The sequence below is a fragment of the Rhodococcus sp. 14C212 genome (assembly GCF_011058195.1).
Taxonomy (GTDB): domain Bacteria; phylum Actinomycetota; class Actinomycetes; order Mycobacteriales; family Mycobacteriaceae; genus Rhodococcus; species Rhodococcus aetherivorans.
Window position 1 is genome coordinate 1 of record NZ_JAALEH010000050.1, and the last position, 22,930, is coordinate 22,930.

General features: G+C 72.6%; 21 protein-coding genes and 1 riboswitch. Of the genes, 7 read left to right on the forward strand and 14 right to left on the reverse strand.

Annotated elements, in window-relative coordinates; translation table 11 throughout:
• Positions 1–93 precede the first annotated feature (93 nt).
• The 4 genes from G6038_RS19740 (at position 94) to G6038_RS19755 (ending at position 5,340) form a co-directional block, all read left to right on the forward strand.
• A complete protein-coding gene (locus G6038_RS19740) occupies positions 94–1,188 on the forward strand; it encodes a polyprenyl synthetase family protein (RefSeq protein ID WP_165039509.1) in 1,095 nt (364 codons plus the stop codon).
• The gene (crtI, locus tag G6038_RS19745; RefSeq protein WP_165039480.1) at positions 1,188–2,720 is read left to right on the forward strand and encodes a phytoene desaturase family protein; all 1,533 of its coding nucleotides are present in this window, start codon (positions 1,188–1,190) and stop codon (positions 2,718–2,720) included. Before G6038_RS19740 ends, crtI begins: the two co-directional genes overlap by 1 nt.
• Positions 2,721–2,836: 116 nt before the next feature.
• A complete protein-coding gene (locus tag G6038_RS19750) occupies positions 2,837–4,435 on the forward strand; it encodes an alpha-(1->6)-mannopyranosyltransferase A (protein WP_165039481.1) in 1,599 nt (532 codons plus the stop codon).
• The gene (locus G6038_RS19755; RefSeq protein ID WP_165039482.1) at positions 4,432–5,340 is read left to right on the forward strand and encodes a phytoene/squalene synthase family protein; all 909 of its coding nucleotides are present in this window, start codon (positions 4,432–4,434) and stop codon (positions 5,338–5,340) included. The genes G6038_RS19750 and G6038_RS19755 overlap by 4 nt, the downstream gene beginning before the upstream one ends.
• 10 nt (positions 5,341–5,350) lie before the next feature.
• Here G6038_RS19755 and G6038_RS19760 read toward each other — a convergent pair whose 3' ends face one another.
• Positions 5,351–5,722 carry an Rv2175c family DNA-binding protein gene (locus G6038_RS19760; RefSeq protein ID WP_346772863.1) on the reverse strand — a complete coding sequence of 124 codons (372 nt, stop codon included), beginning with the start codon at positions 5,720–5,722 and terminating at the stop codon, positions 5,351–5,353.
• A 281-nt stretch (positions 5,723–6,003) separates the two neighbouring features.
• On the opposite strand from G6038_RS19760, the gene pknB reads away from it, so the two are divergent.
• Positions 6,004–8,025, forward strand: a complete 2,022-nt coding sequence (pknB, locus tag G6038_RS19765; RefSeq protein ID WP_165039483.1) for a Stk1 family PASTA domain-containing Ser/Thr kinase — start codon at positions 6,004–6,006, stop codon at positions 8,023–8,025.
• Between the two features lie 30 nt (positions 8,026–8,055).
• Here pknB and G6038_RS19770 read toward each other — a convergent pair whose 3' ends face one another.
• The 12 genes from G6038_RS19770 to G6038_RS19825 form a co-directional block, all read right to left on the reverse strand.
• Complete coding sequence (locus tag G6038_RS19770) at positions 8,056–9,441, reverse strand: 3-deoxy-7-phosphoheptulonate synthase class II (RefSeq protein WP_165039484.1); 1,386 nt, start codon at positions 9,439–9,441, stop codon at positions 8,056–8,058.
• Positions 9,442–9,544: 103 nt separating this feature from the next.
• Positions 9,545–10,036: a polyadenylate-specific 3'-exoribonuclease AS gene (locus G6038_RS19775; RefSeq protein ID WP_006933363.1), complete on the reverse strand. Its 492-nt coding sequence runs from the start codon at positions 10,034–10,036 to the stop codon at positions 9,545–9,547.
• Positions 10,037–10,088: 52 nt separating this feature from the next.
• A complete protein-coding gene (locus tag G6038_RS19780) occupies positions 10,089–10,820 on the reverse strand; it encodes a lysophospholipid acyltransferase family protein (protein ID WP_165039485.1) in 732 nt (243 codons plus the stop codon).
• 131 nt (positions 10,821–10,951) lie between these two features.
• The gene (locus G6038_RS19785) at positions 10,952–11,932 is read right to left on the reverse strand and encodes an ROK family protein (RefSeq protein ID WP_165039486.1); all 981 of its coding nucleotides are present in this window, start codon (positions 11,930–11,932) and stop codon (positions 10,952–10,954) included.
• A 13-nt stretch (positions 11,933–11,945) separates the two neighbouring features.
• Entirely contained in the window at positions 11,946–12,356 is a 411-nt protein-coding gene (locus tag G6038_RS19790) for a hypothetical protein (RefSeq protein ID WP_165039487.1), read from the reverse strand.
• Positions 12,353–13,573, reverse strand: coding sequence for an ArsA family ATPase (locus tag G6038_RS19795; RefSeq protein WP_165039488.1), 1,221 nt, complete (start codon positions 13,571–13,573; stop codon positions 12,353–12,355). Before G6038_RS19795 ends, G6038_RS19790 begins: the two co-directional genes overlap by 4 nt.
• 32 nt (positions 13,574–13,605) lie before the next feature.
• Complete coding sequence (locus G6038_RS19800; protein ID WP_165039489.1) at positions 13,606–14,043, reverse strand: SRPBCC family protein; 438 nt, start codon at positions 14,041–14,043, stop codon at positions 13,606–13,608.
• 129 nt (positions 14,044–14,172) lie between these two features.
• Positions 14,173–14,571 carry a polyketide cyclase / dehydrase and lipid transport gene (locus G6038_RS19805; protein WP_165039490.1) on the reverse strand — a complete coding sequence of 133 codons (399 nt, stop codon included), beginning with the start codon at positions 14,569–14,571 and terminating at the stop codon, positions 14,173–14,175.
• A gap of 76 nt (positions 14,572–14,647) precedes the next feature.
• The gene (locus tag G6038_RS19810) at positions 14,648–15,775 is read right to left on the reverse strand and encodes a glycosyltransferase family 4 protein (protein ID WP_165039491.1); all 1,128 of its coding nucleotides are present in this window, start codon (positions 15,773–15,775) and stop codon (positions 14,648–14,650) included.
• 42 nt (positions 15,776–15,817) lie between these two features.
• Positions 15,818–17,146 (reverse strand): DUF4157 domain-containing protein, encoded by a 1,329-nt coding sequence (locus tag G6038_RS19815; RefSeq protein ID WP_346772864.1) that lies wholly within the window; start codon positions 17,144–17,146, stop codon positions 15,818–15,820.
• A gap of 58 nt (positions 17,147–17,204) precedes the next feature.
• Positions 17,205–18,251 carry a C40 family peptidase gene (locus tag G6038_RS19820; protein WP_165039492.1) on the reverse strand — a complete coding sequence of 349 codons (1,047 nt, stop codon included), beginning with the start codon at positions 18,249–18,251 and terminating at the stop codon, positions 17,205–17,207.
• Positions 18,252–18,454: 203 nt separating this feature from the next.
• Positions 18,455–19,036, reverse strand: a complete 582-nt coding sequence (locus G6038_RS19825; protein ID WP_165039493.1) for a C40 family peptidase — start codon at positions 19,034–19,036, stop codon at positions 18,455–18,457.
• Between the two features lie 14 nt (positions 19,037–19,050).
• A riboswitch (cyclic di-AMP (ydaO/yuaA leader) is annotated at positions 19,051–19,216 on the reverse strand.
• Positions 19,217–19,670: 454 nt separating this feature from the next.
• On the opposite strand from G6038_RS19825, the gene G6038_RS19830 reads away from it, so the two are divergent.
• Together G6038_RS19830 and G6038_RS19835 are read left to right on the forward strand one after the other, a co-directional pair.
• Positions 19,671–21,452, forward strand: a complete 1,782-nt coding sequence (locus G6038_RS19830; RefSeq protein WP_165039494.1) for a DEDD exonuclease domain-containing protein — start codon at positions 19,671–19,673, stop codon at positions 21,450–21,452.
• 40 nt (positions 21,453–21,492) lie between these two features.
• Positions 21,493–21,768 (forward strand): Lrp/AsnC ligand binding domain-containing protein, encoded by a 276-nt coding sequence (locus G6038_RS19835; protein WP_006932084.1) that lies wholly within the window; start codon positions 21,493–21,495, stop codon positions 21,766–21,768.
• A gap of 27 nt (positions 21,769–21,795) precedes the next feature.
• On the opposite strand, the gene trpD is transcribed toward G6038_RS19835, so the two are convergent.
• Complete coding sequence (trpD, locus tag G6038_RS19840; RefSeq protein ID WP_206025221.1) at positions 21,796–22,866, reverse strand: anthranilate phosphoribosyltransferase; 1,071 nt, start codon at positions 22,864–22,866, stop codon at positions 21,796–21,798.
• Positions 22,867–22,930: the final 64 nt, after the last annotated feature.

The following is a 22,930-nucleotide window of genomic DNA, read 5'->3' on the forward strand; positions in this document are numbered from 1 at the left end:
GGCTCGGGTGGGCCCGGCGCCCTTCGTGGCTCGATCTGTGGCCGCCCCCGCCGTCGCCCGACGGGCCCGTCCACACACGACCAGGAGGACGCCCTGTTCACCGGATCCGAACCCGTGCCCGCCGCCTTGTTCCCCGATCTCGTCGAGGGTGCCCTGCGCGACTTCTTCGTCTCCCGGATCGCACTCGTGGAGCCGATCGGCGGCGGCTACCCCGAGGCCGTCACGGCACTCGAATCGTTCGTGCTGCGAGGGGGCAAGCGGGTACGCCCGGCCTTCGCGTGGAACGGCTGGCTTGGTGCCGGCGGCGACCCGTCGGGGCACGACGCGCCCGCGGTGCTGCGGGTCTGCTCCGCACTCGAACTGGTGCAGGCCTGCGCCCTGGTGCACGACGACATCATCGACGCGTCCACCACCCGGCGCGGCTTCCCGACCGTGCACGTCGAGTTCGCCGATCTGCACCGCGCGTCGGGCTGGCGCGGCCGGCCCGAGCAGTTCGGTGCCGCCGTGGCCATCCTCCTCGGCGATCTCGCCCTGGCCTGGGCCGACGACATGATCCGGGAGGCGGGACTGGACCCGGCCGCGACCGCGCGGATCGCACCGGTGTGGTCGGCGATGCGCACGGAGGTCCTCGGCGGGCAGTTCCTCGACATCGCCGGAGAGGTGTCGGCCGACGAGTCCGTCCCCGCGGCGATGCGGGTCAACCGGTACAAGACCGCCGCGTACACGATCGAACGGCCGTTGCACCTCGGCGCGGCCCTCGCCGGTGCCGACGACGCGCTGATCACCGCCTACCGAGAATTCGGCACCGACATCGGGCTCGCCTTCCAGCTTCGCGACGATCTGCTCGGGGTGTTCGGGGATCCGGAGGTCACCGGCAAGCCCTCCGGCGACGACCTGCGCTCGGGCAAGCGGACGGTGCTGTATGCGCTGGCCCTGGAATCCGCGGACGCCCGTGACCCCGGGGCCGCGCAGTTGCTGCGCGAGAGTATCGGCTCGGACCTGTCCGACGCGGACGTGGAGAGACTGCGGACTGTCATCACCGAACTCGGGGCCGTGGACCGGGTGGAACGCCGCATCGCCGCGCTCACCGACGCCGCCCTGGCGACCCTGGACGGCTCGGGCGCGACGGACGAAGGCAAAGCCCGCCTGCGGGCGGCGGCGCTCCACGCGACGCGGCGGGCCGCCTGATGCGCACCGTGACCGGCGCGGACCGGGTCGTCGTCGTCGGGGCCGGACTGGCCGGGCTCTCGACCGCGCTGTACCTGCTCGGCGCGGGCCGCAAAGTGACCGTCCTCGAGCGCGAGGCGACCGTCGGCGGGCGGGTGGGTGTGCACGCCGGGCCCGGGTACGAGATCGACAACGGGGCCACGGTGCTCACCATGCCGGAGCTCATCGCGGATGCCCTGGCGGCGGTCGGCGCCGACTTCGAGTCCGTCACCCCGGCGGTGCGGCTGCGGCGGCTCGCCCCCGCGTACCACGCCCGGTTCGCCGACGGCACGACCCTGGACGTGCACACCGATCCGGACGCGATGGTCGCCGAGGTCACCCGGGTGTGCGGAGCCGAGGAGGCGCAGCGCTACCTTCGGCTGCGCTCCTGGCTCGCCGAGATCTTCGACGCCGAATTCGACCGGTTCATGGCCGCGAACTTCGACTCCCCCCTCGACCTGGTCGCCTCCCCCGCGGCGGCGCGCGACCTGGCGACGCTGCTCCGCCTGGGCGGGTTCGGCCGGCTCGGGGCGCAGGTGAACCGTCGGATCACCGACCCGCGGCTGCGCCGGGTGTTCACCTTCCAGGCGCTGTACGCGGGCGTCGCGCCCGCGCGGGCCCTGGCGGTGTACGGCGCCATCGCCCACATGGACACGTCCCTCGGCGTGTACGCGGTGGAGGGCGGCATGCGGGTGCTGGCCCGGGCCATGGCCGACGCGATCGTCGCTGCCGGTGGCGACCTGCGCCTCGGCACCGAGGTCACGGGCCTCGACTTCGACGGCCGGACGGCCACCGCCGTCCGCACCGCCTCGGGCGAACGCGTCCCGTGCGACGCCGTGGTGCTGAGCCCGGACCTTCCCGTCGTGGACACGCTGCTGCCCCCACGCCGGCGGCGACGCGTGCTGGCGTCGCCGTCGGCCGTGGTGCTGCACGGAAGCGTGCCGTCCGCCGTCGCCGGGCAGTGGCCCGCCACGCACCACCACACCATCGACTTCGGTGCGTCGTGGGAGGAGACGTTCGCCGAGATCAGCGCGGGCCGGGGCCGCGGCCGGCTGATGAGCGACCCCTCGCTGCTGATCACCCGGCCGGCGTTGAGCGACCCGGGTCAGAGGTTCCTCCGCGACGGCGTGCCGCACGAGCCGCTGTCGGTGCTCGCGCCCTGTCCCAATCTGGACAGCGCCCCGTACGACTGGTCCGCTCTGGCCGACCCCTATGCTGCCGAGCTGCTCACCGTCCTCGGCCGGCGTGGATACGGCGCCGTCGCCGACGAGTTCCGCATCGACCACATCGAGACCCCGGCCACCTGGCAGGCCAGGGGCATGCTTGCGGGCAGCCCGTTCTCCGGGGCACACGTCTTCCGGCAGACCGGACCCTTCCGGCGACGGAACCTGGACCCGCGCCACCCCAACGTCGTGCTCGCGGGATCCGGAACCGTGCCGGGCGTGGGCGTGCCGACGGTCGTGCTGTCGGGCCGGCTCGCCGCCGAGCGGCTCGGCGTACGCGCCTCGCGGTGAGCGGTGGACCGCCGACGGCCGCGGCTGAACTAAACTGTCACCTCGTTCACCTGTCCGCCCGCGCCGCGCCCGGGCCCCGCACCGTCCACGACTTCCCGGGGGAGGAACTCGCAACCATGTCGTCCCCTGCCCCTTCCGACGCTGCACCACAGCATCCGTCGGAACCGCAGCCTCCGTCGGAACCGCAGCGTCCCGCCGTGCCGCCCGCGCGGAGCAGACCCGGCGACTTCCTGCGAAGCCCGGCCGGCAACGCCGGCCTGCTGGGTGCGCTCGGTGCCGCATTCGTCACGTTCGGTGGCTTCGGTGCGGGCAGCGTCCGGCGGGAGGACCCGCTGCTCGAGGACCTGTACCTGTCCTGGCTGCGGTTCGGGCACGGCCTGCTGCTCTCGACGATCCTGATCTGGGCCGGCGTCCTGTTGATGATCGCCGCCTGGGTACGGCTGGGCCGGAGCACCCTTGCCGGGCACGTGACGCTGCGCGAGCTGTGGACGGTGCTGCCCATGTGGGTGGCGCCACTGCTGGTGGCCTCGCCGATGTTCAGCCGCGACGCCTACTCCTACCTCGCCCAGGGCGCGATGCTGCGCGACGGCTTCGACCCCTACCTCGACGGTCCGGTCGTCAACCCGGGCGTCCTGCTGGACAACGTGAGCAACGTGTGGAGGACGACCACCACCCCGTACGGTCCGGTGCATCTGCTGCTCGGTGCCGGCATCACGTCGCTGACGGGGGACGACGTCGTCACCGGCACCTGGTTGCTGCGGCTGACGATGCTGCCGGGCCTGGTGCTCACCGCGTGGGCGGTGCCGAAGCTGGCGCGCCGGCTCGGCGGCAACCCCCGCATCGCCCTCTGGCTGGCAGTGCTCAACCCGCTGATCCTCATTCATCTCATCGGCGGTGTCCACAACGAGATGCTGATGGTCGGTTTCATGATCGCCGGCATCGTGCTCGTGCTGGAGGGCCGGCACGTCGGCGGAATCGCACTCGTGTCCGTCGGTGCGGCCGTCAAGGCGTCGGCGGGCATCGCCCTGCCGTTCCTGGTGTGGATCTGGATTCTGCACGAACGTGACCGCGCCCGGGCGCAGGGCCGCGAACCGGCCGCGCCGATCGTGCTGTTCGTGAAGACCACGGGCGCGGGGCTGCTGGTGTTCGCGGCCGTGTTCGGAGCGGCGTCGGCGCTCGCGGGCGTCGGTATCGGCTGGCTGACCGCCCTGTCCGGCTCCTCGAAGATCATCAACTGGCTGTCGCTGCCGACGATCATGGCGCACGCGGTCACGTGGTTCACCCCCTCGCAGCTGGGGTCGATCCTCGATGTCACCCGCATGCTCTGCGCCGTCGCCCTGGTGGTGATCATGGTGGTGACGTGGTGGCGGTTCCGGCACACCGAGCGCGACGCCGTGCTCGGGATCGTGATCACGCTGACCGCGATCACGGTGCTCTCGCCGGCCGCCCTGCCGTGGTACTACTCGTGGCCGCTCGCCGTGGCCGCGGGCTTCGCCCTCTCGACGACCACGTTGGCAGTGCTCGTAGGCCTGTCCAGCTGGCTGATGCTGATCTTCAATCCCGACGGCTCGATCGGCATGTACAACCTTGCCCATGTGATCCTGGCGATCGTCGTCTCGGTGATCGCCGCCGTGTCGCTGCGGACCGTCGACCCGCTGCGGCTGCGCGCGCGGCGCGAGCCGCCGATCACCGCCGTATCCCCGGATCCGAGGTGACCGTGACCGAGACCGACGCGGGATTCCGCTACTGCGAGGAGCTGGCGGCCACACACGGCCGGACCTACTACCTCGCCACCCGTCTCCTGCCCCGCCCGCGACGGTCGGCGGTCCACGCCCTCTACGGGTTCGCCCGCCTCGTCGACGACATCGTCGACGTGACCGCGGTCGACGACCCGGCCGGCGCGGCACTGCAGGTGACCGCGACGGAGCGCCGGCTGCACGCCGCGCTCGCCGGTGATCCCGGACCGGCGGACGCCACCGGGTTGGTGATCGGGGCGCTGGCCGAGACGATCCGGCGCTACGAGCTGCCGCTGGACTACTTCGAGGCGTTCGTCCGGTCGATGCGGATGGACATTCCCGGCACGCCCGAGTTCCGGGCCCGCTACGCCGACATGCCGCAACTTCGGGAGTACATGTACGGCTCGGCCGCGGTCATCGGGCTGCAGTTGCTGCCCGTGTTCGACGTGGCCGACATCGACGCGGCCGCACCCTACGCCGCGGCGCTCGGGGAAGCCTTCCAGCTCACGAACTTCATCCGCGACGTGGGTGAGGACCTCGACCGGGGGCGCACCTACCTACCGGCCGACACGTGGGCCGCGTTCGGGGTGGACATCGCGCTGCTCGAGCACGGCCGGCGCACCGGCGGGATCCCGGACCCGAGGGTGCGCCGCGCACTGGCCCACTTCGTGGCGCTGACACGCGCGGAGTACCGCCGCGCCGAGCCCGGTCTGGCGCTGCTGCCGGACCGGATCCGGCCCGGCATCCGCACCGCCTTCGAGCTGTACGGAGGGATCCTCGACGAGGTCGAGCGCAGCGGGTACCGCGTCCTCGACGTGCGCGCCGTGGTCCCCACGCGGCGCCGTGCACGGGTCGCGCTGACACAGCTGGCCCGCCTGCGCTGAGCGGCCGGAGTCAGAAACCGAGCGCCTGGGCCCGGCGCACGACCTCCCGCCTCGCGTGGGTGTGCATCGCCGCCGCCGGGGAGCCGCCCGCGAGCGTGTCGTCCTCCCGGAACATCCAGGTCAGGATCTCGTCGTCCCGGAATCCCCCGTCGTGCAGCACCGCGATGAGACCGGGGATCCCCGTGAGAATCCCACCGTCGTCGTCGAAGAACGCCGCCGGCACGGCCAGCACGCCGTCCCGCTTGATCGCCAGCAGCTGGCGGTCACGCAGCAGCTGGTGGACCCGGGTGATCACCAGGCCGAGCTGCTTCGCCACGTCGACCAGTTGCAGCACGGGTACGGAGCGGTCGAGGACGTCTTCGCTGTAAGGGATAGCACTCACGCCGCTAACGTTATCGGGTTCGCGGCGGCGGCCACGAGGGGCCGTCGGGTGTCACCGCGGCGAGCCGCGCAGTGTCACCGCGGCGAGCCGCGCGGGTGTCACCGCGGCGAGCCGCGCAGTGTCACCGCGGCGAGCCGCGCGGGTGTCACCGCGGCGAGCCGCGCAGTGTCACCGGGTGGTTCGTGCGCTGGCTACGATCGACAGAGGCGAACCCGGCGGCCCGACCCGTCGTACGCCGCACCTACGCAGGAATCGACGGCACGAACACGGGGGTACACCGGGTGAGCTCTGGAGGCGACCGCCTGATCGGCACGGTGCTCGAACGGCGCTACCGCATCGAGGCACCGATCGCCCGTGGCGGCATGTCCACCGTGTACCGAGGCACGGACCTGCGGCTCGACCGTCCGGTGGCGGTAAAGGTCATGGATCCGCAGTTCGCCGCAGATCCGCAGTTCCTTGCTCGGTTCGAGTTCGAGGCGCGGTCGGTGGCCCGGTTGACCCATCCGGGTCTGGTGGCGGTGTACGACCAGGGGCAGGACGGGGACCACGTCTTCCTGGTGATGGAACTCGTCGAGGGCGGCACGCTGCGCGAACTGCTGCGCGAACGGGGCCCGATGCCGCCGCACGCGGCGGCCGCCGTCGCGGCGCCGGTGCTGGGGGCGCTGGCGGTGGCGCACCGCGCCGGCCTGGTGCACCGCGACGTCAAGCCGGAGAATGTGCTGATCTCCGACGCCGGAGAGGTGAAGATCGCCGACTTCGGGCTCGTGCGCGCGGTCGCCGCGGCGACGACGACGTCGCGCAGCGTCATCCTGGGTACCGCCGCCTATCTGTCGCCGGAGCAGGTGACCACGGGCACCGCCGACGCACGTAGCGACGTGTACGCCACCGGGATCCTGCTGTTCGAGATGCTCACCGGGCGCACCCCGTTCACCGGCGACACGTCGCTCTCGGTGGCCTATCAGCGGGTCGACAGGGATGTCCCGGACCCCGGTTCCCTCATCGACGGGGTCCCGGAGCAGTTCGACGAGCTGGTCCGGCACGCCACCGAGCGGGAGCCGGGTGAGCGGTTCCCGGACGCCGCGGCGATGGCGGCGGCGTTGAGCGACGTCTGTGACGTCCTGGCGCTGCCCCGCTACCGGGTGCCCGCACCGCGACGGTCCGCGCAGCATCTTTCGGCCGTCGCAGAACCGGCGACGGCCGCGGTGGATCCGGCACCGCCGACCGTGGCGGTGCGCGCCGCGGCTCCACCCTCGCGGCCGCTGCCACCGCCCGCGATGCCGCCGCCGGGACCGGCCGCCCAGCTCGCCCCCGTGGGCCCGCAGCACACGAAGGTCGTCACCCAGCAGCACCCGCGGGCCGAGCTGTCGGGGCCGCAGGCCGAGCCCGCTCGGGTCCCGGTAGCCGATTTCGCCGCCGAGCGCCGACGTAACCGGCGGACGACCCTGCTGTGGCTGCTGGCGATCCTGGTGCTGGCCCTGGCCGTCGGTTTCGGCGGGTGGTGGCTCGGATCCGGGCGGATGACCACCGTGCCCAGCGTGCTCGGAGCCGATCGGGACACCGCGATCGCGGCGCTGCAGGCGGCCGAGGTGACACCCGAGGTGCGAGGCGAGTACTCCGACGAGGACTCCGTCGACACCGTGCTCGGCACCGACCCGGAGGCGGGCAGCCGGGTCGCCCGGGGTGAGGAGGTGGTGCTGCTCGTCTCGCTGGGCCGGCCGACCGTGCCCACGATCGTCGGTGGCGGCGACCGCGACGTCGTGGAGCAGGAACTGCGCAACCGGACCCTCGTCCCCGTGGACGGCGGCACCGCCTACAGCACGGCCGTCGAGGAGGGCGGGGTCGCGGCCCTCGATCCGGCGCCCGGCACGGTCCTGCCGGTGGGAGCGGAAGTCGAGGTGATCGTCAGCAAGGGGTCCCCGCCGGTGGATGTGCCCGACGTCGCGGGCCGCTCGGTCGACGAGGCCCGGCGGGCCCTGGACACGGTCGGCCTCACGGTGCGCGAGACGCGGGAGGTGTTCGATGCGGAGGTCGACGCGGGACGGGTGGCGGGCACCGACCCTGCGGTCGGGAACCGGGTCAACGCCGGCGGCAGCGTCACGCTGCTGGTGTCGAACGCGGTGAAGGTGCCCTCGCTGCTGGGCCGCACGGTCGCCGCGGCACGCGACGAACTCGGCCGGCTGGGGCTGGACGTGGAGGTGCGCCAGTTTGCGGGCTCCGACCGTTCGGTGGTGATCGGTCAGAGCCCGGGTGCGGGCGACCGGGTCGAGCCGGGCGGCACGGTGACTCTCACCGCACTGCCCTGAGACACCTGAGACCCGGCCGCTCCGCGAGGGTCAGCCGCGGAGCATCTCCGCGACCAGGAACGCCAGCTCCAGCGACTGCTGGGTGTTCAGGCGCGGGTCGCATGCGGTCTCGTAGCGGCCGTGCAGGTCGATGTCGGAGATGTCCTGCGCGCCGCCGAGACATTCGGTGACGTTCTCACCGGTGAGTTCGATGTGGATGCCGCCCGGATGGGTGCCCAGGGCGTTGTGCACCTCGAAGAAGCCCTGCACCTCGTCGACGATCCGGTCGAAGTGCCGGGTCTTGTAACCCGTGGACGCCTCGTGGGTATTGCCGTGCATCGGGTCGCACTGCCAGATGACCTGGTGACCGGTCGCCTGCACCGTGGCGATGATCGGGGGCAGCAGATCGCGCACCTTCGCGTGCCCCATCCGGGAGATGAGGGTCAGCCGGCCCGGCTTGTTGGTGGGATCGAGCCGCTCGACGTACTCGGCCGCCATCTCGGGTGTGGTGCTGGGGCCGATCTTCAGGCCGATCGGGTTGGCCAGCAGTTCGGCGAAGGCGATGTGGGCGCCGTCGAGCTGGCGGGTGCGGTCACCGATCCACAGGAAGTGCGCCGACAGGTCGTACAGCCGGGGGTGCCCGTCGGCGTTGTCGAGCCGGAGCATGGCCCGCTCGTAGTCGAGGACCAGCGCCTCGTGGCTGGCGTAGATGGTGGCGGCCTTCAGGTTGGGATCGACGACCCCGCACGCGTCCATGAAGCGCAGGCCGCGGTCGATCTCGGAGGCGAGGGCCTCGTACCGCGCGCCGGCCGGGGAGGATGCGACGAACTCCCGGTTCCAGTCGTGCACCCGGTGCAGGTCCGCCTCGCCGGCGGCGGTGATGGCCCGGACCAGGTTCATCGCGGCGCTGGCGTTGGCGTAGGCGCGGATGAGTCGGGACGGATCGTGCGCGCGCACGGCGGCATCGGCGACCAGCGAGTTGATCATGTCGCCCCGGTACGACCGCAGCCCGAGCGCGTCGACGTCCGACGACCGCGGTTTGGCGTACTGTCCGGCGATCCGCGCGACCTTCACGACCGGCAACGACGCGCCGTAGGTCAGCACGACGGCCATCTGCAGCAACGTGCGGATGTTGGCCTTGATGTGCGGCTCGGTGTTGTCGGCGAAGGTCTCGGCGCAGTCACCGCCCTGGAGCAGGAAGGCCTCCCCCCGCGCGACCGCGGCGAGGTGGTTCTGCAACTCCTCGACCTCGCGGGCCACGGTGATCGGCGGCACGCTCTCGAGCACGGTGCGCATCGCCGACGCCTGGTCCTCGGGCCAGCTCGGCTGCTGCAGGGCGGGCTTGGCCAGGGCCGCGTCCAGCCTTTCGCGCAGCTCGGCGGGGAGCGGCGGAAGGGTCGGCAAGCGGTCGATCGGCACATCGACAGTCCAGTTCACACCACCAGGATATGGCCCCGGCGGGACGAGGGGCACGCACCCCCGGGTGGGTCGATGCCACATCCCGTCCCGCCGACCCCGTTCGGCGGCCGCGGCACCCGGTTCAGCGGTACAGCCGTGCGGCTTCGATCGCCTCGAACTTGGCGAGGTTGTGGCGGGCGTCGGCGAGGGCGTCGTGGTTGTCGTCCGGCACCGGCGGCAGGGGGGGCTTGCCGTGCTGCTCCCAGTGCTGGCGCAGCTCGCGGGTGAATTTGGGCAGCGCGTCGGGCAGTTCGGGCATGGTCCCCCAGAGCTGGACGAGCGCGACGTGGTCGTAGGCCCCGAGCCAGGCCCACAGTTCGGGCTGGATGCCCGGCCGCGGGATCAGGAAGGACATCAGGTCGTCGCGGATGCGGGTCCGGGACTTCCAGGCGGGATGCGCCGGGGGCGGCAGCTTCGGCAGCACGTGCCGCCGCACCCAGGGCCCGGCCCGCTCGGGGTCGAACTCCGTCGACACCGCATAGAATTCACGCCCGTCCTCGCAGGCGACACCGATCGACACGAGCTCGATGGTGCGACCATCCTCGATGAACTCGCAGTCGTAGAAGTAACGCACGTGCGCACATTATGCCCGGCCGCGTCCGGGCGGGTGTCCCCGGCGTCCGGCGTCAGCCGGCCTGTGTGTCGGGCAGGCGGTCGGCGGCCGTGGCGGCCGCGTCCTCTTCGGCGGGCCGGTTCTTCAGGGTGGCCGCGTAGATGTCGACGTACTGCTGGTCCGACAGGCGCATCAGCGCGTACATCACCTCGTCGGTGACGGTGCGCTCGACGAAACGGTTGCCGCCCATGCCCTCGAAACGGGCGAAGTCGATCGGTTCCCCGATGCGGACCGTCACCTTGGCCGGCTTCCACATCTTCGACCCGATGGGGTTCATCTCGTCGGTGCCGATCATCGCGACCGGGATGACCTTGACGCCGGTCTGCAGGGCCAGCCGGGCGATGCCGGTCTTGCCCTTGTAGAGGCGGCCGTCCGGCGACCGGGTGCCCTCCGGGTAGATACCGAGCAGCTTGCCCTGGGAGAGAACGCGGACGCCGGCGTTGAGGGCGTCCTGCGCGGCGTCGGCGCCGGTGCGGTCGATCGGGACCTGCCCGACCGCGGAGAAGAACCAGCGCTGGAACCGGCCCTTGAGTCCGGGGCCGGTGAAGTACTCGCTCTTGGCGAGGAAGGTGATGCGCCGCGGTACCACCAGCGGAAGGAAGAAGGAGTCGAGGACGGCTTTGTGATTACTGGCGAGGATCGCGGGGCCGTCGGTCGGGATATTCTCCGCCCCTTCGATTTTCGGCCGCCCCATGAGCCACAGCAGCGGCCCCAGCAGGACGTACTTGAAAAGCCAATACCACATGGCGTCCTTCCCCGTCTCCGAAATGCGCAGGCAGATCGTGCCTGCCGGTCGACTCTACGACGGCGGGGTGTCGCCGTGCACACCGTGGCACGCCACGGTCCCGCCTCACATCGATGGACGTGACGAGCATCTCAGCCGCCTGGTCCGTTTCGTCCGGACCGGGACGATGCGCGGGCGAGGTCGGCGGCACCCACCAGGCCGGCGGCGTCGCCGAGGTGCGCGGCGCGGACCCGGGCGAGCGGCCGGTGACCACGCCCGGTCAGGGCCGCCGCGTAATGACCGCGGGCGTCGTCGAGGAACAGAGACGCCGACCCCGACACCCCGCCCGCGATCACGACCAGTTCCGGGTCGTAGAGGTCGGCGACCATCGCCAGGCCCAGCCCGAGCCAGCGGGCGAACTCGGCCATCGCCGCGACGGCGAGCGGGTCGCCGTCCTGTGCGGCCCCGGCGATCCGTCGTCCGGTCAGTGCCCCGGGATCCGCCGCGACGTCGCGGGTGAGCGGGGAGGACCGGTCGGGGCCTGCCGCGAGCAATTCGATCGCCGTGTCGACCAGCGCGGTACCACTGCAGTACCGCTCCCAGCAGCCCCGCTTCCCGCACGCGCAGGGCCGCCCGTCGGGAACCACCTGCAGGTGCCCGAGTTCGGGGGCGATGCCGTGCGCGCCCCGGAACAGCACACCCTCCAGGAGCAGGGCGGCGCCGATGCCGGTGCCGATGGCCACCAGCACGGTCGTGCGGACACCGGCGGCCGCGCCGAACCGGTACTCGGCCCACGCCGCGGCGTTGGCGTCGTGCTCGAGGACCACCGGCAGGCCGATCCGCGCGCTCATCCGCTCGGCCACGGGCACGTCCGCCCACGGCAGGTGCGGGGCGAAGCGGACGACGCGACGGTCGGCGGTGAGGAATCCGGCGACGGCGAGGCCGACCGCGGTGACCTCGTTGCGTCCCGCCAGGTGGGTGACGGTGCGGTCGAGGGCATCCTCGAGGGCGCGGCCCGAGTGCGGGGTCGGCGCCCGGACGGTGTCGACGACGGACCCGGTGCCGTCGACGACGGCCGCGCGGATGCTGGTGCCGCCCACGTCGATTCCGATCGTGAGTCGATCCGTGCTCACGGTGTGGGTCCGATCAGCGCCGGATCGTGACCGAGATCGGCACGAACGCGCCGCTGCGGCCGGGAGCCGGGGGCGGGGTCTGCGGACCCGGGCCGTCGGGGCCGGGCCCCGGGGACGGAAGGTACCGGGCGAGCAGGTCCCGCAGCAGGGCGATCAGGGCCGCGATCTGGGTGGCGAGGCGGGTGAGGAGCTCGTGCGGCTCGCCCCGCACCGCGGCCGCGACGGCGCACAGCGGGCACCAGCTGCAGTCGCTCGCCGCCGAGGCCGGCGCGGCGGCCGGGTCCTCGGTCGTCGCGCCGGGCGCGGGCCGGGTGGGCGGCGGTGCCGGTTCGGCGAATCGCTGCACCGTCTGTTCGAGCCGGTCGAGGACGGCGTCGGCCAGCGCCCGAAGTTCGGCGACGAGGACGTCGTGATCGGCGCTCACCGCGGCCACACCGCGGGATCGGGACGGAACCGCACCAGCAGGTCGGATCCCTCGAATTCGGCGCCGGAGACGGTGCAGCGGCGCAGACCGGACGCGAGCCGCACCCGGCGACGCATCCCGTCGGCGCCGATCACCAGGTCGTCGTCCACCCGGCCGAGCGTCAGCGATGCCGCGTCCGCCAGCGGCAGATGCATCCGCATCGTGTACACCGCATCCACCCCTGTCCCCGATTCGCGCTGTACCCGTACCTGCTCCACGCCGGAACCCTCCGCCGTATGCGGCGCCACGCCGTCCGGGTACAGCGACTCCGCAAGCGCCGCCAGAGAAGCCAACCCTACCGGTTCGGTGCATCGCTGCTCGCACTCGACCACGGCGACGTCGCCGAGGGTTGTCGCGATCTCCGCCACGATCCGGCGCTGTCCTCCGCGCTGCTCGGCGAGCCAGGCCGCGGCGGGCCCGGCCTCGTCCGCCGGGAGGTCCGGGACGGTCCGATTGACGAGCACGCGCGCGAGCCGCAGACCGGACAGGGCCGTCCAGGACCGCAACCGCCGCGCCTCGGCGAAGCCGAGCCGATCTGCGGTGGCGACGAGGTCGACCGAGGTGCGGGAGTGGTCGGCGAGCAGGTCCCGCACGGTCGCGGTGTGGTCGACGACGCGGTCGACGAGGGCCACCACCAGGGCCAGACGCGGGTCGGCACCCGTCGCCGCGACGATGCGGCTGTGCCGGGGCCAGATCCGCTCGATGTACTCCGACACCGTCGCCGGCGCGGCGAGCGTACGGAAGGCATCCGCGGACGCGGGGAGGTCGACGATCACCGCGTCCCAGCGTCCCGTGTCGGCGAGCCGGGCGACCTCGCCGAGGGCGAGGATCTCCTGCACGCCGGGCAGCCCGGTGACTTCCTCGGGTGCCGGGATGCCGAACCGGTCGCCGTGCTCGTGGGCGCCGCCTGCGGCGGCGAGCACGGCCAGGAGTGCGAAGCGCTGCTCGAGCAGTGCGAGCGAATCGATCTCCAGCGCGTCGAGGCCGTCGGTGACCGTCACGATGCGCGCGTCGACGGATCCCGGCGTCGCCGGGTCGACGGCGAACACGTCCGTCAGCGAGTGCGCTTGATCGAGCGAGACCACGAGCGTGCGAACTCCGGAACGGGCCGACGCGAGGGCGGTGGCCGCCGCGAGGGTCGTCTTCCCGGTGCCTCCCTTGCCGACGAACAGCTGCACGGCGGCGGGGCCGGGCCGCCCGGCGTGCCCGCTCAGCCTTCCACCCGCTTCTTGAGTTCCTTCAGCGCGGTGTCGGTGATTACCTTCTCGGCCTTGCGTTTGAACAGTCCGATCATCGGGATGGTCAGGTCCACCGTCAGCTCGTAGTACACGGTGGTGCCACCCTCCGGCCCTTCGGTCAGGATGTAGGAGCCGAACTGGGCCTTCTGGATCTCGCCCGCGACGAGCTCCCAGCTGACCGACCGGCCGTCCGAGGCCCACTGATAGACCAGCTCGTACGTGTCGCGCACCACCCCCGCGTCGAGCACGAACCGGACCCGCTCCGCGCGTCCACCGGACTCGACGGCGAGCACTTCCACGGACTTCGCCGCCGACACCCAGGCGGGGTACGCGTCGAAGTCGGCGATCACGGCCATCACCCGATCGGACGGAGCATCGATGGTGATCGACCTCTTGGTCTTCTCGGCCATGCGACGAACGCTTCCTTTCCCTCTGGCCCCGCCGTCCGTCCCACCGGTCGGCACATGCGGGAACCGTTGTCTCTCACACCGTAGTAGTTCCGGTGGGGGCTCGCCGCCCGCAGGTGCACGGGCGTCGGATCAGGGATTTCCGTCCCGGGGCGGTTCGCCGGCGGCGCGTCCGGCGTCGAGCCGCCGCTTGACGTCGAAGGTCATGGCCTTGCCGGCGACGCGACGCCGGTGGTTCATCGTGGCGAGGTCGAGTTCGCCCACCCGCTCCGGCGGTACCCCGGTCGGTTCGCAGTGCAGGAAGTAGTGCACGATCGCGCCGTCGAGCATCGGCTCGAGCCAGACCTCCATCGTGCCGTTCAGCGCGCCGGCGACCGACCATCGGATGCCCTTGTCGGCCCGGTCCTCGCGGACCGTCAAGGCCAGGTCGGGCCACCACGAACGCCAGCGGCGGGGCTCGGCGATCTCGGCCGCGATCTGCCGCGGTGCCGCGGCTACGAAGGTCTGATCGGCCACCTGAATGCTGCTCACGGGGAAAGCTTCACACACCGCCCGTTCCGGCTCGTCCAGGGGTGCGGGTCGGTCGGCACGGGAGCCGGCCGGAACGTCAGGCCAGCAGGCGCCGAAGTTTCGCACCGAGCACGTCCCACCGCCATTCGGTGCCGACCCAGGCGCGGCCCGCCGCGCCCATCGCTGCCGCCCGGTCGCGGTCGGTGAGAATGTCGGCGACCGCGCCCGCGACCGCCGCGACCGACGTGCCGTCGACGACGATCCCCGTCTCCCCTTCGCGTACGGTCTCCGGCGCACCGCCGGACCGGCCCGCCACCACGGGCACCCCGGTGGCGGACGCTTCGAGGTAGACGATCCCGAGACCCTCGACGTCGAGGCCGGCGCCGCGGGTACGGCACGGCATCGCGAACACGTCCGCGACGGTGTGGTGGGCGGCGAGTTCGGCAGCCGGTACCCCGCCGGTGATCACGACATGGTCTTCGACCCCTACCGCGCGAACCAGAGCCCGGAGGTGGTCGTGGTACGGGCCGCCGCCGACGATCACGAGCACCGCCCCGTCGACGCGGCGGCGGATCTCCGGCAGCGCACGGATGAGCATGTCCTGGCCCTTGCGGGGCACGAGCCGGGACAGGCACAGCACCGTGGGCCGGTCACCGAGCCCGTACCGGGCGCGCAGTTCCGCGCGAGCGGCGGGGTCCGGCCGGAACACCTCGGTGTCCACGCCGGACGGCAGATGCTCGAGACCCGCGCCGGGCCCGAACGCCGAGGCGAATCGACCGCGGGTGTATCGGCTGACGTAGGTGACGGCGTCGGTGTGGTCACCGATGCGGCGCAGCGCCTGCCGCCCGGCGGGCACCATCGACCAGCCCACCTCGTGCCCGTGGGTGCTGGCCAGGATCCGGCGGGCGCCGGCTCGGCGCAGCACGGGCGCGAGCAGGGCGAGCGGCGCCGCGGCGCCGAACCACACGTTCTCGCAGGCTCGGCCGGCCATCAGCCGGGTGGCCCGCCGCGCCACTGCGGGGGTCGGCAGCATCAGGGTCGTGGGGTGGCGGACAACTTCGAAGGGTTGCCGGGCGTCGAACTTCACGTGGCTGTCGCCGCGCCATCGCGGGGCGTACACGACGAGCTCGTCCGGGGGCAACTGGGACGCGAACGCCTGCAAGTAGGACTGGATCCCCCCGGGCCGGGGCGGAAAGTCGTTGGTGACCAGCAGCGTTCGGGACATGCGCTCACCGTAGGCGGTACCGCGGCGGACGCCGACGCCGGGTCAGCGGACGCGGGCCGCCACCTGCGCCTCGAGCCAGGTCCGCCATCGGACGACGAGTTGTTCCGCATCCGAGCCGAGCACGTCGCCGAGGGCGGCGTCGAGTTCCGCGGCGTCGACAGGCCCGGCGGCGAGCCGCCGGTACAGGGCGGTGAGACGATCGCCGCCGAACTCCTCGGCGACGAACGTCGCAATCGACCACGCGCTCTCGTAGGCCAGACGCGCACCGTCGCCGGCGAAGTCGGCGTCCGCGGGCAGCGCGGTGGGCGCCCCGCGCTCGGCGACGGCGGCGGCGAGGGTGGGCGCGATCGTGCCGAGGGCATCGTCGGCGTTGCGGTAGCCCACGTAGTCGGCGTAGCCCTCGAGGATCCACAACGGGGATCCGTCTACGGTGTCGGTGCGGGCCGCGACGTGGGTCAGTTCGTGGCGCAGGATCGCCCGCAGGCCCGCCGCGTCCAGCCGCTGCTCGGCGGCGGGGCTGAAGACGATGCGCTGGCCGGTGGTCTCACCGCGCTCGTGGTCGACAGCGTCGGACACGGCGACGGCGGCGATCTCCGCGCCGTTGTAGCGGCTGCCGACCTGGGCGGTGAACTCGTCGTGCGAGGCGGTGACGAGCACGAGGGCGCGGCGGGGCCACTCGGTTCCCCACGCTCCGTCCACGGCCTCGACCGCGGCCTCGAGTTCGCCGGCGATGTCCGAGACGAGGGACGAGTGCTCGGGGTGTCCGACGACGAGGGACCGCCCCCCGGCTCCGGTGTCCACGGCCCGGACCAGCAGCGGTCCGTAGTCCCACGGCCCCCGCCAGGTGGTGGTCTCCGCGCCCGGCAGCGGGCGGTCGTCGACGAGGCGCCACTGTTCACCCCGGCGGGCGAGGAGCAGCGTGACGGGCTTGCGCGTCGGTTCGTCGTCGATGCCCTCGACGGCGTAGCGCAGAAGGACGGTGTGGGCGCGGGCCTCGTCGGCGCCGAGGCGGGCCCCGACGTCGTCGGTCACGTCGGTCCCGGGGTCCTGGCCGAGTTCGTAACCGAAGTCCGCCAGCGGCAACGCGGCGAGGGCCTCGGCCCGCCGCACCTCCGCATCGAGCAGTCCCGGGCGGGCCTGCGGGTCCACGAGGGCCGCCAACGCCGCCCGGTCGGCGGAGCGCACGGCCCGCGACCATGTATCGAGCAGCCCCTGCACGGCCGTGCGCGACGCCGGTTCGGCCGGGTCGTCGCCGGGCGTGAACGCGAGCGAGAGTCCGACGGCCACGACCGCGACGATCAGTCCCGCAACGCCGAGCCGCTCCCACCGGCGGCTGCCGGGGGGACGGCGGGACGAATCGGGCGCGGGCACGGCGGCCAGTGTAGGGCGCGCGCACACCGGCGCCGTGGGGGTGGCAGCGCGACGGCCGTCAGTAGCGGCGGGCGTTGTGGAACGGCATCCTGTCCATCGGGGCGACCTTGACGGGCACGCCGTACGTGGAGGCGTGCAGGACGTTGCCGTTGCCCGCGTACAGCCCCACGTGCGAGGCGTCGTCGTAGAAGGTCACGACGTCGCCGGGCTGGAGCTGGTCGCGCGGGACAGGGGTGCCGCCCTGGGCCTGGGCCTGGCTCGAGCGCGGCAGGTTCTTGCCGATCTGCTTGTAGGCCCACACCACGAGGCCGGAGCAGTCGAACTGGGAGGGACCGGTGGCGCCCCAGCTGTAGGGACTGCCGATCCGGGTCATGCCGGCCTGCAGGGCACCGCTCCCACTACCGGGGGCGAGGCCCGACAGGATCTTCTCGGCGTCGAATCCCGGCGGGAACGGCGCGCCGGCCAGTGTGGCCTTCTCCTCGGCGCTCAGGTCGGCGAAGGCGGCGAGCACCTCGTCGATCCGGGCCTCGAGCTCACTCTGCTGCCGCTGCAGATCGTCGCGCACGACCTGAGCCTGCTCGGCCGCGGCACGCGCCTCGTCGACCGAGCGCTGGGACGCCAGCGCGGCCTCCGCGGCGGCCGACGACGCGGTGCGGAATCCGGCGACCTGATCGGCAGTGTCCTGGGCGATGACGTCGAGCGCCGACATCTGGTCGAGCAGCTGCTGGGGCGAGTCGCTGACCATCAGGGCGAACAGCCGGTTGGTGCGGGCACCGCGGTAATTGGCGACGGCGAGCTTGTCCACGGTCGGCCGGAAGACCGCGAGTTCTGCTTCCGCGGCGTCCAGCGCCTCGCGGTCGCGGGCCAGAGCCGCATCGGCGGCGCGCTGGGCCTCGACCTTCGCGTCGAGGTCGATTCCGGCGTTGTGCAGCGCCTCGGTGGTCTGCTCGGACTTGCGTGAGAGCTCGGCGAGCCGCTCCAGGGCGACGGTGGGGCTCTCCCCCACCGGATCGGCTCCGGCCGGGGCGGCCGCGAACGCCACCGTCAGCAGCACCCCGATTGCCACCAGCGCCCGAAGCGACCGTTTCGTCCTGTCCACCACCACGGGACCAGGTCCTTTCGTTCGACATTGCGCGCCCGTTACCCGAAAAATCTCGATCAGGTTACGGAAGGGCATTGGTTCGTGTCTACCCACCGGTAGGTCACGCAGCGCCGGGTAATCGAACCCCCGGAATACCGGCGGGGGCGGCCCGGCATCGACCGGTCCGCCCCCGCTGCGCCACTGCGTGGCAGTCGTCGAGTCGTCGCTCAGTAGCGACGGGCGCCGTCCATCGGCATCGAGCTCACCGGGGCGACCTTCACGGGCTGACCCGAGGTCGACGCGTGGATGACATTGCCGTTGCCGATGTAGATGCCGGAGTGGCTGCCGCCGTAGAAGGACACGACGTCGCCGGGCTGCAGCGCCGAGACGTCCACGGCACGACCGGCGGCGGCCTGGTCGTAGCTGGTGCGCGGCAGGTTCAGGCCGGCCTGCTTGTAGGCCCACTGCACCAGGCCGGAGCAGTCGAACGCGTCCGGGCCCGCGGCGCCGTAGACGTACGGGGCGCCGAGCTTGGTGTGGGCAGCGTCCACGGCGCGCTGTGCGACCGAGGTGACCGGCGCGCTGAAGGGCGCGGCCGGCGCCGGCGCGGCACCCTGCGGGGCCGGCGGGACGAGGTTGGTGACCTCCGGCGGGAGGGTCACGCCGGCCGGCAGCTCGAACGAGCCGACGCCGGGAACGGTGATCGGTTCCGCGAGGGCGGGACCCGCCGAAACAGTGACCGCGCCGAGAGCGAGGGCACCGGCGACGACGGCGCGCCGCACGGTGCGCTTGGAAATCTGAGACGCCACGAGGGGGTTGCTCCATTTCTTCCGTTCGTCCGCCGACCGAGTTAGCTGACGGGTTCGGGCTGGGAAGATCAGCCCTACCCCTCGTTCCGCTGGCGCGGTCGGAGGGGATTCACCCCAGAGGACAGTGGGTCCCCGGCTCGGGCACCCGCTGCGGGTGCGCCGATTAGGCGGTGACCGAGCGGCGTCTCCCCTCTGCTGGTTCGACATCCTCACCGCTTGGTCTCGAAAAGATTACGAAATCGCATCGGAGGATGTCGACCTTCCGCGCCGGGAACGCCGCAGATTGGCTGAATTGTCCGATTCGGGTCCGACGGCCCGGTCCGTTCGATCACGGAAACATAACAGTCGGTTCGCGAGGGGGCACGTCCGCAGTTGCTCGCGGCGCCTCCGGCGGCCGGCGCCTGGAACCCGTCGCGTTGTCGCAGGTCGGAACGGTGATCGCGACCACAGCGACGATCCGAGAAGCCGTCGGGCGGGGCGGCGCATCCCCTCGCGTTGCGGTATCGATACCCCCTCGCGCCGCCGCCCACACCCGGACGGCCGACAGACGGTGTGATCCTCGTCTCCCCGGACCGTTCCGGGTGTCTGCGCCCCGTTCCCGGGGGGTGTCGGACCCGCCCCCTACCCTGACGTCGTGACCGTGCCCCACCGAACCGAGCCCGCCGTCGGGATCCAGCTCGGTTTCGACGAATTGGACACGCCACTGCGGGAGACCACCTTCGTCGTCGTCGATCTCGAGACCACCGGAGGCAGTTCCACGGACGATGCGATCACAGAGATCGGGGCGGTCAAGATCCGCGGTGGCGAGGTGCTCGGCGAGTTCGCCACGCTCGTCGACCCGGGCCGATCGATCCCCCCGAACATCGTGCAGCTCACCGGCATCACCACCGCCATGGTCCGTGCCGCGCCTCGAATCGAGCAGGTCCTGCCGTCGTTCCTCGAGTTCGCCGCCGGATCCGTACTCGTCGCGCACAACGCGGGCTTCGACGTCGGCTTCCTGCGGGCCGCGGCGTCCCGGTCCGAGGTCGCGTGGCCCCGCTTCCAGGTGCTGTGCACGGTCAAGCTCGCGCGCCGCGTCCTCGGCCGGGACGAGGCACCGTCCGTGCGGCTGTCCGCGCTCGCCGAGCTGTTCCGGGTGTCCACCACGCCCACGCACCGCGCCCTCGACGACGCGCGGGCAACCGTCGACGTCCTGCACGCCCTCATCGACCGCGTGGGCAACCAGGGGGTCCACAGCCTCACCGAACTGCGGGACTATCTGCCGGCCGTCACCGCCGAGCAACGCGCCAAACGGTCCCTCGCGGCGCATCTGCCGCGGCGGCCCGGCGTGTACCTGTTCCGCGGACCCTCGGACGAGGTGCTGTACATCGGTACCGCGGTCGACCTGCGCCGGCGCGTGCGCAACTACTTCACCGGTTCCGAGACCCGGCCCCGCCTGAAGGAGATGGTGGCGCTCACCACGCGGATCGATCACGTGGAGTGCGCCCACGCCCTCGAGGCCGGGGTGCGGGAGCTGCGACTGCTCGCCGCGCACGCCCCGCCCTACAACCGTCGCTCCAAGTTCCCCACCCGGGGCTGGTGGATCACCCTCACGGACGAGGCGTTCCCCCGGCTGTCCGTTGTCCGCACACCCACCACGGCGGCCCCGCCCCCGACCGGTGGTGGCACCACCGACGCCGTCGGCCCGTTCTCGTCGCGGGCCGACGCCGTCGCCGTCGCCACCACCGTCGCCGAGTTCTGCCTGCTGCGGACCTGCACCCGCCGCATCCCCCGCTCGAAACGGCACGGCGAGCGCTGCCCTCCGGAGGCCGTGGGGGCCTGCGCCGCCGCCGCGGCCGGGCTGCAGACCCCCGTCGAGTACGCGCGGCAGGTGGACCTCGCCCGGGCACTGCTGCGCGGGGAGGACGACACGCCGCTGCATCGGATGCGCGAGCGCATCGAACATCTCGGCGCCGCCGAACTGTTCGAGAGCGCGGCGCGGCTGCGGGACCGGGCGGCCGACGCCGTGCTCGCGCTTCGCCGGACGCAGCGCCTGGCCGCCCTCGCGGCGGTGGACGAGCTGATCGCCGCCCGCCGGCGCGCCGAAGGCGGCTGGGAGTTCGCGGTGATCCGGGCCGGTCGGCTCGCGGCAGCGGGAGTCGCTCCACGCGGCGTCCCGCCGATGCCCGTCGTCGACGCGATCGCCGCCGCGGCCGAGACCGTGCGCCCGACGACCGCTCCACTGCGGGGCGCGCTCGTCGAGGAACTGGGGCTGCTGGCCCGCTGGCTCCACGACGACGGGGTCCGCATCGTCCGGACCACCCAGGGCTGGTCCGAGCCGCTCCGCGGCGCGGGGGCGTGGGCGCAGTGGGGTGAGCTCGCCCGAACGGCCCGCGCCGGGGCCGAACCGGTCACGATCGCGCACCCCCTACGCTGAGGGCTCGCCCGCACGTCCGTCCCGGAAGCCGAGGAGAGCAATGATCCACGCCATCGTCCTGATCCACGCCGACGCCCACCGCATCCCGGAGACCGCCCAGGCGGTCGCGGACCTGGCCGGCGTCGACAAGGTGTACTCGTGCGCCGGCGACATCGACCTGATCGCGCTGCTGCGAGTGCGCGACCACGAGGAGATCGCCGAGGTGGTCACCCGCGGGATCAACAAGCTCGACGGCGTGACCAGGACGGCGACGCACATCGCGTTCCAGTCGTACTCGAGCGCCGACGTCGAAGCCGGGTTCTCGATCGGGGAATAGGACGGACGCCCCGGCTCGTCGTCGCGCTCAGTCCGCGACGGCGAGCCGGTTGGTCACCTCGACCCAGCGGGCGAGCACCGCTGCCGCGGCGCCCGAGTCCAGCGCCTCGGCAGCCGACTGCATTCCCGCCGCCAGGGCACTGGCGAGCGATCCCTCGAACCCCCGGAAGGCGGCGATCGCCCCGGCGGCGTTCAGCAGGACCGCGTCGCGCACGGGCCCGTGCTCCCCCGCAAGCACCGCCCGCGCGATCACGGCGTTCTCGGCGGCGTCGCCGCCGCGCAGCGCGTCGAGCGGCACCCGGGCGACGCCGAGGTCGGTGGGGTCCAGGCTCACGGTGCTCACGCTGCCGTCCCGGACGACGTACACCGTCGACGTCGTGGAGGTGGTCAGTTCGTCCAGCCCGTCGTCGCCCCGCACGACGAGCGCCGAGTTGCCCCGCTCGGCGAGGACACCGGCGACCGTGCCGATCAGCTCCGGGAAGGCACAGCCGATCAGGCCGGCGCGGGGCCGGGCCGGGTTGGTCAGCGGCCCGAGCACGTTGAACACCGTCGGGATACCGATCTCCTTGCGCGGTGCGGCCGCGAACCGGAGCGCCGGGTGGTAGACGGGGGCGAAGCAGAACCCGATGCCGGCCTCGGCGACCGACTCCGCGACGGCCTCGGGACCGAGGTTGATGTGCACCCCGAGCGCCTCGAGCACGTCCGCGCCACCGCTCTTCGACGATGCCGCCCGGTTGCCGTGCTTGACGACGCGGATGCCGCACGCCGCCACCACCAGCGACGCCATGGTGGAGATGTTGACCGTGTTCGCCCGGTCCCCGCCGGTGCCCACGATGTCGACGACGTCGTCGTCCACCGGCACCAGCCGGGCGTGGCCCAGCATCGAGTCGGCGAGACCGAGCAGTTCCTCGGGCGTCTCACCCTTCATCTTCAGCGCGACGCCGAACGCGGCGATCTGCGCGGCCGTGGCGTTGTCGGACATGATCTCGTCCATTGCCCACTGGGCCTCCGCACGCGCGAGGTCGCGTCCGGCGGTGAGCGCACCGAGGACCGCCGGCCAGCTCCGGGCCACCGCATCCGCCTGTCGTCCAGCGTTCATCGCACCTGCCCTCGCCGCATCTCGCTCCTCGGTGCGCCGCCGTCGTCGGCGGCGCATGCCGGAA

What these genes read in the sequence shown, in the direction of transcription:
- G6038_RS19750 (WP_165039481.1), top strand. Translation starts at nt 2,837, where the DNA reads ATGTCGTCCCCTGCCCCTTCCGACGCTGCACCACAGCATCCGTCGGAA.
- G6038_RS19835 (WP_006932084.1), top strand. Translation starts at nt 21,493, where the DNA reads ATGATCCACGCCATCGTCCTGATCCACGCCGACGCCCACCGCATCCCG.
- crtI (WP_165039480.1), top strand. Translation starts at nt 1,188, where the DNA reads ATGCGCACCGTGACCGGCGCGGACCGGGTCGTCGTCGTCGGGGCCGGA.
- G6038_RS19800 (WP_165039489.1), bottom strand. Translation starts at nt 14,043, where the DNA reads ATGGCCGAGAAGACCAAGAGGTCGATCACCATCGATGCTCCGTCCGAT.
- trpD (WP_206025221.1), bottom strand. Translation starts at nt 22,866, where the DNA reads ATGAACGCTGGACGACAGGCGGATGCGGTGGCCCGGAGCTGGCCGGCG.
- G6038_RS19810 (WP_165039491.1), bottom strand. Translation starts at nt 15,775, where the DNA reads ATGTCCCGAACGCTGCTGGTCACCAACGACTTTCCGCCCCGGCCCGGG.
- G6038_RS19780 (WP_165039485.1), bottom strand. Translation starts at nt 10,820, where the DNA reads ATGTGGTATTGGCTTTTCAAGTACGTCCTGCTGGGGCCGCTGCTGTGG.